The following is a 13,373-nucleotide window of genomic DNA, read 5'->3' as shown; positions in this document are numbered from 1 at the left end:
TTGTCGTAATTCACAAAATAAACAAGGAGGTTTTTATTTGGCAAGCCATCCACAAAATTCGGGATGACTCATGTTTTTGCATTTATCTTATCTCTTTATTCTAATTTTATAATCTTAAATTCTGAACGTCTGTTTATCTGATGTTGTTCTTCTGTACATTCTATACCATCAGCACATTCATTCAATAATTGTGTTTCGCCATAACCAGAAGTTTCAAATCTGTCAGCTGCGATACCTCTTTTAACTAAATACTGAACAACAGAAGCTGAACGATTTTCTGAAAGTTTTTGGTTAAATGCTGTCGTAGCTCTACTATCGGTATGCGAACGCACTTCGATTCTCATATTTGGATAACGTCGCATCAATCTCAATAATTTATTCAACTCTACAGCTGCATCAGGACGAATATCATACTTCGTATAGTTGTAATAAATATTATCTAACGCTATCACATCACCTTCTTCAAACATCGTTAAATTACTATTGATTTCCGCTGGATCATTCACACCCACTTTTTCTATTTTATTTCCCTTGCTCGCAAAATGGTCTTTGGCAGCATCAATAGTATATTCACATCCTTCACAAATCTCAAATTGGTAAAGCCCATTCGGACCTGTAATAACTGTTTGAACAGTTTGGTCACATTCATTGGTCAACGTTACTTTAACACCACCTAATGAGGCTTTATTTTTGCTTGCAGTTACTCTACCTTTTATAATTTTCGTTGTCGCACATGGTGAGGTATTTATAGCTTTAGCAACATTTGAGGTATCATCAATTCCTACTCTCATCAGAGGAATGTCTAATGCTTTTAATAAATTACTTTCAAGAGTTATAAAAGAAACTGAATTAGGCAAATAATTATCTCTGCTGGCATTAAACTTATATTCTTTGTTCAAGTCTATACAAATTTTAAAGCCTCCGTTTGAATCTGTTTTTTTCATCACAGATTTACCATCACTCAAAACTTCAACATCTGAATTATCCAAAGGCATTTTTGAATCTGCATCATATACAATTACTTGAAGCTCCTGACATTCTGGTTTTTCATCACATTCACGCGTAAAACGATAAATATCATCATCTGTTCCTCCACGTTTACGATTTGAAGAAAAAAAGCCTGTTTTACGTTCACCGTCAGTAATCAATCCAAAATCATCTTTACTTGAATTAATGGGCATTCCCATATTAGACACGTTGCTCACTGCACTCATGCCTGATAATTTTACATAAAAAATATCTAAATCACCAAGACCGGGATGACCGTCTGAAGCAAAGTATAAATTTCCTCTTTCATCTGCAAAGGGAAACATTTCATTCCCTACAGTATTAATAATTGGTCCCATATTGATGGGTTTCCCAAATTTTCCATCTTGATATTCGCACACATAAATGTCTGTACCACCATACCCCCCAGGCATATCTGATACAAAATACATTAATTTATCATCTTTGGTTAAAGCCGGGTGACCTGTAGAATAATCGTTGTTATCAAAAGGGACTTCTTTAACATTTTGCCATTCATTATTTTTTAAATCAGCCGTATATATTTTTAATTTGTTGATTTTATCACTAGACGTCTTGTATTTACCATTGTTGTAATTATTCCTCGTAAAAATCACTTTCTTCCCATCGCTCGTAAAAGTCATTGGGCCTTCATGGTATTTTGTGTTAAGGCTTTTACTAAAACTTTCTGTTTTTACACCAGGAGTTTCTACAAAGTTTCTATAAATATTAGAACCACTATAAGTACCTATCGTTTTACTATCATTGGCTGTTGGAGGAGTATATTCATCCTCGCCTACTCCTGCCCCTCTTTTCTTAATTTTCAATTTATCATCCGCCGAACTTCCCAAACCTGCTGGTGTTGTCGTCGTTAATTGATTGATATCACTGAGATAATACATATCCAAAAAATGTGAATTATCCCAACTAAATATTCTTTTTAGGCCTATTTCATTTACCCTACTTGAGTTAAAAACCAAGCCATTTTTATAATACATCGGACTAAAATCAGCGTGATCGGTATTCAATGATAAATAGTCTATTTTATAGCAACTAGCATTTTTATTTAAAACATCTACATTTTTATATAACCTTTGAAATCCTCCGCTCCTTGTATCAGCTATTTCAATTTTAGCATACTGCTCATAAACCTCCTGAGCTTCTTTATACTTACCGTTTGATGCCAACGCTTGTGCATAGTATAAATATACTTTAGAGTCTGCTCCTGTGAATGCCCCACCTTTTGAAACTAGCTCACGATAAATTCTTTCAGCGTTTTGTGAATCACGCATTTGTCTGTATGAATAAGCCAATTTAATTAAAGCAGCTTGACGGTCTACATCAGATAACTTACCTTTTAATACCTGTTCAAACATTTCAGAGGCATTTAGGTAACTCATCTGTTTGAATTGATATTCGGCATCCTTTAAAGTTTGCGCAATAGCCCCAACTGTTGCAAACAACATCAGACACAAACAGAGTATAATTTTATTCAAATTAATCATCGTTTTAAATATTTTACTATCTATAGTATTACTAGGAGGTTTCTTTACAATTTTGGTTCTTATCTAAGCATATTGCTTAGATATAATGCTCGTATATTGCTTGATTAAAAGTATCGTGGCGTAAGTATCTTCGTTTTACGATACCCAAATTCATAACGAAGCATAAATTCATGAGAACCTTTTTGTATATTTTTCAACCCATTTATTGCATAATCATAAGCATATCCAAAACGAATTTGATCAGTAGCTTGAACCTCTAGCATTCCTATCACTGCATCACCATATTGATTAGTAAAAGGAGACGAAAATTTCAAATTATTAGTCCTCCATGAACAACCAAGAGCAAATCTATCATTAAACCATAGGTTTACATTTAAATCAAATGAAGCCACATCACGCGTCATTTTAGATAAAACTGATGGTTTTAACGTAAATGAACGACCTAACGGAAAAACATACCCCATCATCAAAAAATAGTGGCGTTCTTGCCTTGTTACTGAATCTCCAGATTTACCTGCTTCAGCATCTATCAATCTATTTCGCATTAAACTCGGACACGAAAACCCTATATAACCCCTGTCATCACTTAGATAAATGCCCGCTCCAAAATTAGGTAACCATTTATTGAAAGAATAAGTAAAAGCTTGGTCACCTGTTTGAGTTAATAATGTTTGTGTTAGGTTTCCAGAAATACTCGTTGCGCCAGCTTGAAGTCCCATGGCTAAGGTTGCTCTTTGCGTTACTTTTATTCTATAGGCATAAGAACCGTATAAACCCACATTCCTAAAGTCCCCGATGTTATCATTGTAGGCTTGAAAACCTACTCCTACTTTCTCTCCATTTATCGGACTATCAACTGAAAATGATTGCGTAGTAGGTGCTCCCGTAATATTTATCCATTGCTGTCTATGTACTACAGTGGCACTCAATACATCACGGCTTCCTGCATAAGCAGGATTTATTGGCAACATATTGAACATATATTGTGAGTATTGAACCTCTTGCTGTGCCTGAATAGAATGGACAGCTGTTATGGTGAACAATAATGCTGTCACATATTTAATTCTTGAAAGGAAACCTTTGAGCTTCATGCTATTCAAATTTAAGATTTTATAATTACCAGAATTGATTCTATTCTGCTAGTAAGATTAAATAAAGTGATGCTTATTGTAGCCATTCTATCGAATGGCTACAATGAATGATTTATCGAGAAATAGTCATATAACGCACAGGTTCTACACCCGCCGGTAATGCTACTTTTTCTCCTGTTGCTCTTTTATATATTGTTACTTTATAGAAGTACGTACCCGATGGTAAACCCATTCCTTTCTCAATTAAACTTACGCCTGTGTTTGGTCTTGCGTCCCAATCATTTTTATAATCTTCAGAAACATAAACCAAACTTCCCCAACGATTATATACTTCTACAGCAGCCCTTTCATCTGAGTTGACACCATCAATCACAAAAGTGTCGTTAACTCCATCCCCATTCGGTGAGAAACCATGCGGAATAGATACTGGTTTTGTAGGCGGCGTTGTATTTGGTATGATAATTGGCGTTGGCGAAGACTCCAATGGGTTTCCATCATTGTTTGGATCAGGATTTTCTCCATTCACAGAAGAGTCCGTTACCTGAGTAAGATTATCTTCAGTCATTGCCTTAGCATATGCATTTGTATGAAGCGTATCTATTAATACATTTTTGGTAATATTAATGGTGTACTGGATTACGATACTATCACCAGGAAGTAATGCTGTTGTAGAATCAACGGTAAGTAAGGAGTCTAATCTTCCATTAAATTTGAGATTTAATGCAGCATTTGCTCCCCTTACTAAAGTAGGTCTTCCTAAAATAGACCAAGCCGCTACTTGGCTACCAATTGTTGTTGTCAAATCATTACTTAGAGCAATATCTTTAAGGAGTACATTACCATAGTTTTTGGCAATTAATGTCATCGTAACATTGTATGAACCATCTGATTGAGGACTAGTATCAGTCACTGCTGATAATGAAACGCCAATCGATGCTTTTACATTAGAAGCTCCTTTTGTTAGCACCACTGGTGTTGCTACATTATCATTTGACGGATTCAAATCACCGTTTCCATCTGGATTAGTTCCATTCGTTGAAACATCTGTGTATGACTTATTATCAGAGCCAAGTCCTGTTCCTATCGCTACGTTGTTAAACACAGAATCCATTGCCGCTGCTACATTTATCGTAACCGTTAAATTGATAATAGCTGAATCTCCTTTGGCAAGCGAACTTAATGAATCCACTAATAAATTACTATTAGCCCCTATTCCATTATAGTTTGGATTAATTGCTATACCAGCCTTGGTTGTTGTTACGGTTGGTTTTGCCACTATCGTTGCTCCTTTCGCTACAAAAACAACACCGAGGCTATCTCTTACATTGAGTCTGGTAATATTATTTGTTCCCATATTAACTACTTTGATTCTATAAGGAACTGTCCAAACATTCTGTGAAACTCTTTTCAAACTAGCACTAACCAATTCTTTCGCTAATCCAATTATGGTAGTAGAGTTACCTAAAGTTACCTGTGTTACACTTGGATTGGCATTAACATTTGTACCATTACTAGACTTCGCAGTAAGCACCTCATTGGTAGGGCGTTTACCACTTATCTGAGCCTGACTATTAAATGGACCAGTCTCTCCATTGGTTGTAACCTGAACAATATAAGTTACTGTATCTACTGCCCCAGGAAGCATATAGCTTGTAGCAGAATTAACTATATTGGAATCTAACAATCCAAAATTATTATTCACAGTTAATTTAGAGCCAGCTCCCAATGTTGGTTTTTTAATGATAATTGCCGACGTCGGAGTTTTAAAAGTAGTAGCCAAATTATTGGTTAGGCTTACATTTTTAAGTGTGTCTTTACAGAAGTTTTTAGCAATTAATTGATAAGTAACATTATAAACACCACTCGACACCGATACAGTATTGGTCACTGCCATTGCCAGCCCTACTCTACATGAATCTACCGTTGTGATTTCACCATTAACAGTTACAGAAGAATTGTTATTAGCAGGGTTAGTATCATTAAATGAAGAAACAGAAGCAGGGTTTGTCACTGCGGTTGTTACTTTCATTTTGGCTACATAAGTAAACGTTTTTGTCTGATCTTTTTCTAATGAATCTAAGTTAATTACGATTTTGCCTCCCGATATTGTTAATCCTGCAGGAATTAAAATTAAGTCTATACCAGCTGGGAAAGGGTTGCTAATTACGATATTCCTTGCTGTATTCGGACCATTGTTTTTAACTGAAATCGTAAAATTGATATTTTCATTAAGTTTTGCAGTTGCTTTATCTGAAACAATCGTAATAGCTACATCAGCACTCGGAGTTGTAGTGCCATTATCAACAATAATTCTCGCTCCTGCCGAATAACATCCCTCAGTCGACTGATAGAATGCATAATAAGTACCAATTCCTACAGCCGTTGGTGTTAAAACTGTATTCGTCGTTGGCGAACTTGTCGTTTTAAATACTAATGTCGTTCCTGTTGGTGCCGTACTAGTAACTAGTTTTGTTAAGTCAGCGGTTGCTCCTACTGCAATGGTACTATTAATGGTAACTGGAGTAACTATATTTGAAGTAGTATTCACTACAAATGATAATTCATTTGATTGTGGTGAAATACAAGATAGACTTTCACAAGTAGCGCTATATTTTATATTAGCATTTGGCACAATGATTTTAGGCAGTCCCGTTGTTCCATCAGACCATCTAATAGTTCCTACACATCCTGTTGCACTTAAAGTAATCGCTTGTCCCAAACAGATAGTTGTTTTATCTGATGTAATAACTGGTGCTACTAGGTTACATAATTCCGTTACCGTAATCGTCACTGAACTTTTATCATCTTCATTATTATTCGTTCCATTTGCTGGCGTCGAATCTGGGTCAGGTTGGTCAGATTTTGTAATTTCAGCAGCGCTAGTAAATGTACCAGCTGTAAGCACTTTTACTTTATAAGTAAATACCTGTGATGAGCCACTCGGAATACTAACACTTGTTCCTGTAATAATTCCAGAAGTATGAGTTGTATTAGTGCTTGATACAAATACCATCCCTGCTGGTATTATATCCTTCACTTCAACGTTGGTTGCAGTATTTGGTCCAGCATTATTAACAGTTAAGGTATAAGTAAGCGTATCGCCAACATGCGGCGTAAGATTTGATACAGCTTTTATTAAACTCAAATCAGCATTTTCTCCATTAATCGTTACTGAAGAAGAATTATTTGTAAGATTAGGGTCTTTTAATGAAGTAACAGAAGCAGGGTTGATAATTGTTGCTGTTCCTTTCATCTTGCCTACATAAGCAAATGTTCTTACCTGATCTTTCATTAAGGAATCGAAGCTAATCACGATTTTATCTCCCGAAACGGTTAATCCATTAGAACTTGAAACAAATTCTAAACCACCTGGTAGAGGATTAGTAATGATGATATTCCTTGCCGTACTTGGTCCGTTGTTAGTCACCGAAATCAAGAAATTGATATTTTCATTCAGCTTTGCAAGTGTTCTATCAGCATCAATCTTAATTGCCACATCTGCATCAGCTACAGTTGCTTGATCATATACAATTATTCTAGTTCCTGCTGAATAACATCCATCAGCCGATTGATAGAAGGCATAATAAGTACCTATTCCAACAGCCGTTGGAGTTAAGACTGTATTCGTTGTTGGCGAGCTAGTTGTTTTAAATACTAATGTCGTTCCTGTTGGCGCCGTACTGGTCACTAGTTTTGTTAAGTCAGCAGTTGCTCCTGTTGCAATAATCGTGTTCGTAGTAACTGGACTCACAATACTTGGAGTAGTATTTACGATAAACGATAACTCATTAGATTGAGGGGAAATACAAGGTGAGCTTTCGCAAGTAGCAGTATATTTTATGTTAGCAGTTGGTACAATAACTTTAGGCAGTCCCGTTGTTCCATCAGACCATCTTATAGTACCAGCACAACCTGTCGCACTTAAAGTAATGGCTTGTCCCAAACAGATAGTTGTTTTGTCTGATGTAATAACTGGTGCTGATGCTGATGTAACTGTAATAGTTCTGATTAAAGATGCAGCACTTGTACAAAGTCCGATACTACAAGTAGCAGTATAGGCTGTTGTAACAGTTGGAGAAACCGAAACTATTGCACCTTTCTGGCCATCAGACCAATTGACCGTACCGCTACAACCAGTCGCTGTCAGTTGTACTGCACTTCCTAAACAGATGTTTGAAGTTGCCGAAGTAATGACTGGTATCGCTGGGTTCTCAACGGTAATCACCGTTTGAACTGATTTTATTGATGTACAAAAAGCAGTACTACAAGTAACAGCATAAGACGTTGATTTAGTCGGTGTCACTGTAAGGCTTGCTCCTGTAGCAGTTTTATCATCATAATACCAAGTGACTGTTCCATTACAACCATCCGCTGTTAATGTTACTGAGCCTCCTGGACAAACAGATGTAGCAGTCGTGCGTATTGTTGGTGCTGGAATAGGCACTACGTTGATAACTTTCGAGGCAGAAGCATTACTAATACAACCATTGATAGTACAAACAGCACTATAGCTTGTTGATACAGTCGGTGTTACTAATATAGTAGTTGTTGTTTGTCCTGTATTCCATCTTATCGCTCCATTACAATTTAACGCAGTTAATGTAATGGATTCTGAAGGACATATTTCTGTTTTCTCCGCTAAAATATCAGGAGCATTCGGTTTTTGTGTAACGATAATGTTGATAGCTGCTAATGCGCTTTCGCAACCTGATGCTTTACATTTGGCTGTAAATGTTTGTGAAGAGCTAGGCGTTACCGTTAACGTATTTCCTGTTGGTAAACCTGCTACTTGCCATTCTACTACTCCGCTACAACCAGTAGCTGTAAGCACCGATGATTCGCCCGAACAAATAGTACTTTGTGAAGCAATTAAAGTTGGTGCTGCAATATTCGTTACTGTGATGCTCATTACATTTGATGCAGGGCTTTGGCAAGCATCCTTTTGGCAATAAGCTGTATATGTTCTGCTGACTGTTGGGCTAACTGTTATTGAAACCACATTTGTTTGCCCTGAACTCCACACGATAGTAGAACCTGTACAGCCAGTAGCTGTTAAGGTAGTTTGTCCGTTCAGACAGATAACACTGTTTGTTGCTGTGATTACTGGTGCAGTTAAGTTACATACTTCTGTGACAGTAATGCTGACAGCGCTTCTATCATCTTCATTATTATTGGTTCCATTACCCGGTGTTGAATCTGGGTCTGGCTGATCTGATTTTGTAATTTCAGCACTGTTTGTAATATTCCCTGCTGATAGCACCTTTACTTTGAAAGAAAATTGTTTAGAAGAACCACTCGCAATACTTGCTACTACTCCTGTAACAACTCCTGAACTATGCGTTACATCGCTACTTGATAAAAATGCCAATCCTGATGGCAAAGCATCTTTCACTTCAACATTAGTAGCAGTATTAGGGCCCGCATTGTTTACATTTAATGAATACGTGAGCGTATCGCCAACATGCGGTATTGAATTTGAAACCGATTTGGCCAAACTTAAATCAGCTCTTTCTACTACGTTTACTGTGACTGATGATGTATTATTAGCCAATTTACTTGGGTCATCATTTGTTCCAGTGATTGTTGCCGTGTTAACTACTGCCCCTATTTTGCTAAGTTTTACATTTATTAAAAGTATTTTATTCGACCCTTCTGATAAGCTACCCACATTCCAAACTCCAGTACTACTATTATATTGACCCGCAGGAATGGCACTCACAAAAGTGGCTCCTTGTGGTAAAATATCTGTTAATGTTACATTATCAGCATTAATATTCCCAATATTTCTTGCGTCAATAGTATATGAAATTTCTTGCCCTAATAAATAAGAAGGCGTTGTCCTAGCATCTGGTGATGAGATTACGGTTTTTACTACCGCCAAATCTGTGAAACATTTTGATACTTTAAATGAAATGGAGGTACGGTCACTCACACATCCTTCAGAACTAGTTGCTTCAGCAAAATAAGTTACAGTTCCTTCAATCGTTGGCGTTACAGAAAATCCTAAGTCTGAACCAATGCCAATTGGTGTAGTGCTTGTCGCTGAACTATACCATTTAATCGTATTGCCAGCACTCACAGCAAATAATTTGGTTGAGCTACCTAAACAAATAAGGGTATCGCTCTTTAAATTAACAGGTGCAGCAGGTTTTGCCTTAATCGTTAAAATTGTATTTGCCAATGCTGCATTACAAAGCGGAATAGCTCCGTCTGGGTCATTGGTTTTAAAACTCAATATGATAGAACCATCAATCACATCCGCAGCTGATGGTGTATATTTTGCAGTAAGGCTAGCGGCATTATCAAAAGTACCTGTTCCGTCTGTAGTCCATACCCCACTCGTTGCACCTCCGCTTAATATTGCATTCAATTGTACTGGCGTTGACGTTCCTCCGCAAATTGGTAAAAGAGCAGTTAAGCTAACAGCGGGTGGATTGGTACATTGACAAGTCGTAATATTTACAACCACCATAGCTCCGTCGCTATAACAACCATTACTTGATTTCTCGAAAAGGAAATACGACCCTGCCCCTATCGCTGTAGGATTTGAAATAACAGGTGAAGTCGTAGAATTAGCAGTATGCCATTCAAAAGTTCCGCCTGTTGATACTGTACTAGTAATAGCGTCGGCTAAGTTTACGCTTGTAGCATTGATGGCACAATTATTAGTAAGCGTTGCACGTACTGTTGGAGTAGCTGGCTTAGGATTAACAGCTACCGTCACAGATGCTTTTTCACTAGGACAAGCAGTTGCTGAACTATTAACAATACTTAAAAAATAAGTAGTTGTAACCGAAGGCGATACTGTTATTGATGAAGTCGTTGCAAAAGGAGTGGTTGCAGTAGCAGAAGTAAACCATTGAAAAACTGGGTCGGTTACGCCCGGTGTTCCTAAGGTTACAGTTCCACCTGAACAAATGGTAGTACCCAAGATAAAAGGAGCAGCAGGAGTTGTATTAACATTGAAGCTAACACCCGTTGCATCTAATTGCGCACATATGGTACTACTCGTATTTATCGTAGTTGCTAAATCGCTTGCTTTAGTAACCCCAAAAATTATATTTGATAAATTCAAGTAGTTACTACTGCTTGAATTAGCATTATATACTAACGTAAAGATTTTGTAAGCATCAGGAAGCGCCACAGAAAATGATGGTGTGTTACTAATCTGTTGGATAGTATTAGTAGAGCCTTTTGTAAGGATATAGTTTACGGAGAAACCAGCAGGCACTACAGGTGATACTCCTGTAGAAGCAGCAAGTACTACTTGTCCACCAGCCGCTGGTAAACAGATGCTAGGAGTTGTTGTTGTTAATGTCCCTGTCCCAATAATACAGTTAGCAACAATACCAGCATCAATTGTTAAATTATCTCTGCCAACATCGCCAACTGGTTTTGTCACATCAATTGCGATAGTATTACTAAAACCACCTACGCCAGCATCAGAATCGTTTGTTGAGTTGCTGCCTGGGGCATTTGGTGTTACAAAGCTTCTTCCTGTCGGTAAAATGAATTTAACTTTGTAAGAACCCGACATTAAATTACTAAACAAATATTTTCCTCCATTAGCCGTAACATCAGTTGCCAATAAGGTATTGTCTGTAGCATCGTATAATTCTACTGTAATACCATTTATTCCTGTTTCACTTGTATTTTTAATACTATTGCCGTCGACATCATTCCAAACGATACTACCAATAGAACCAAACAAGCCTGGTGTAAATTTAAAAGCACAACAACCATTTACTGGACAACGCCCATTGGTAGCTGTAAAAGCATATTCTGTATAATCTGTAACATTTGTTATTCTAATGTTACCATCTGCTAAAAGTGTGACATCAGGAGTAGTACTTGTAACAATTACTGGCGTACCAGTTGCTCCTACTTTTTTAGTCCAAACAATATTGGTAAAACCTGTTGGTATTTGTGTTACATATTCGTCTCCAGTATAAAAAAACTCTTCTATAGAAAAGCAAGTGCCATCTTGATCATCTTCTAAAATCAAATGATTATTAGGGGTTGAATCGGTATCTTGCTCTGTTTCTTTTGTAATCTCTGCGATATTGTACCAAAACCCTCTTTTAGTGACAGTAGCTACTACTAACATCGTAAGTTCAGTACTTCCTGCCACTTCGCCTACATTCCATATTACAGACGTTACACCACTAGCTGTTGTCGTAGTGGCAGTACCGACTCCATTAACATTAAATGATTTGAAAGTAACGCCTGCTGGTAGCGTATTGGTTAATTCTACTCCAGTAGCTTTATCTGGATTGATGTTCTTAACCTTAATAGTATAAATGAGATCAGCACCAACAACGGGGCTTTGATTGCTTATGGTTGTGCTTACTGATAAATCGGGCAAAGCAGCAACAGTATTAAATGATGAAGTGAATGATAGAAATATTATCCCAATAAAAGCACGACAAACAGCCATTGCATGGCGGTTGTTTTGTGTACTAGAACTAGTTAATAATGATAACATAGCAAAAAACGATTTTGAAAAATTAAAGTCGTTTTTTAATGCACGATTTTTGGCAACTACTTTCGAAGGGTAGTTATTAAACCAATTAAACAAACTTGTTTGCATTAGTTTTTTACTTTTATAAACCGAGTTGCTTTGGTAAAAAATTTGAGTCATTATTTGTACAGTTAGTAGATTGTCCATTTGTATGTTGGAATACGTTTTGAACAATTTAGGTCCCAATCAAATTGAATTAGTATATATGGTAGCTCATTTCAATCCTTGTGCTTCATTTAATGCTGCTAAATGATGAGGCATCAAGTTGTTATTTATTGTTTAGTTATAGGCATACCCTATACTAAACAAATTACTTGTATTCAAAAAAAACTATTAGTAGTGCTATAAAAAGAGACAAATAGGTTTGTTTTTTCATTTTAGAAATGAATATCCCCTTTAAAAGCATCCAAAATTGTGCCAAATAATTAAAAAATAGCAACTATTTTTAATTATTGAATAGGATGTTTAAATTCATAAATTTAGCACCCTTTTTATTTATAAAACTGTTTGAATAGTTTTTTTTAGCAATAATTTTTTATTAGTAGTATCTAAACGTAATTCTGTGTTTACTTTTCCGTGAGAAATGATGAATTTATTTGAAGTGGTTATTGAATAATAGGTACTGTTTAGATGAAAAAAAATATTTTTAATTATTTTTTCATCCAAAGCAATATGAAGGAAACAATTGGTGTATTCTTTTACAGATGAGGACAGAACAACTACTACATATACTAAAACAGTGCCGAAAGAATGATCGAAACGCACAGCGAGAGCTTTATGAAGGCTTTTATAGGTATGGCTTATCAGTTTGTATTCGTTATGTAGCAGACCTTGATACATCTAGAGAATTATTAAATGATGGTTTTATGAAAGTATTTACCAATATAGATCAATATAAACCCGATTATCCTTTCGTGAGTTGGTTCAAAAGAATTTTGGTAAATACATGTATTAACCATCTTCGTAAATCGCATCAAGAAATACCTACGGCCGAGCTTGTTGAAGCATCGGAAATGGGTATGGAAATGGATTTATTTGGAAAGTTTTCGGTGGAAGAAATTGCTACACTCATTCAGCAACTACCCCCTGCTTATAGAACTGTATTTAACCTACACGTTATTGAAGGATATGAACACAAAGAAATAGCCGAAATGCTGAATATTTCAATTGGCACTTCGCTCTCTAACCTTCATAAGGCTAGAAAAAAATTACAAGAACTGATTTTAACTAATAATTTTTAATATGTACACA

At 36.4% G+C, this 13,373-nt stretch carries 4 protein-coding genes; 1 reads left to right on the top strand and 3 read right to left on the bottom strand.

Going from position 1 to position 13,373, the window contains the following annotated elements:
* Positions 1 to 95 precede the first annotated feature (95 nt).
* The 3 genes from AC07XN_RS10840 to AC07XN_RS10830 form a co-directional block, all read right to left on the bottom strand.
* Positions 96 to 2,510, bottom strand: coding sequence for a carboxypeptidase regulatory-like domain-containing protein (locus AC07XN_RS10840; RefSeq protein ID WP_494743069.1), 2,415 nt, complete (start codon positions 2,508 to 2,510; stop codon positions 96 to 98).
* A 104-nt stretch (positions 2,511 to 2,614) separates the two neighbouring features.
* On the bottom strand, positions 2,615 to 3,601 hold the full coding sequence (locus AC07XN_RS10835) for a PorP/SprF family type IX secretion system membrane protein (RefSeq protein ID WP_309912405.1): 987 nt from the start codon (positions 3,599 to 3,601) through the stop codon (positions 2,615 to 2,617).
* 112 nt (positions 3,602 to 3,713) lie between these two features.
* A complete protein-coding gene (locus AC07XN_RS10830) occupies positions 3,714 to 12,191 on the bottom strand; it encodes an Ig-like domain-containing protein (protein WP_494743068.1) in 8,478 nt (2,825 codons plus the stop codon).
* A 635-nt stretch (positions 12,192 to 12,826) separates the two neighbouring features.
* Here AC07XN_RS10830 and AC07XN_RS10825 point away from each other — a divergent pair.
* A complete protein-coding gene (locus AC07XN_RS10825; protein WP_309912408.1) occupies positions 12,827 to 13,363 on the top strand; it encodes an RNA polymerase sigma factor in 537 nt (178 codons plus the stop codon).
* Positions 13,364 to 13,373: the final 10 nt, after the last annotated feature.

Source organism: Arcicella sp. GW458-12-2-14-TSB2, assembly GCF_059423785.1.
This window is presented reverse-complemented; position numbering and strand designations above follow the sequence as displayed.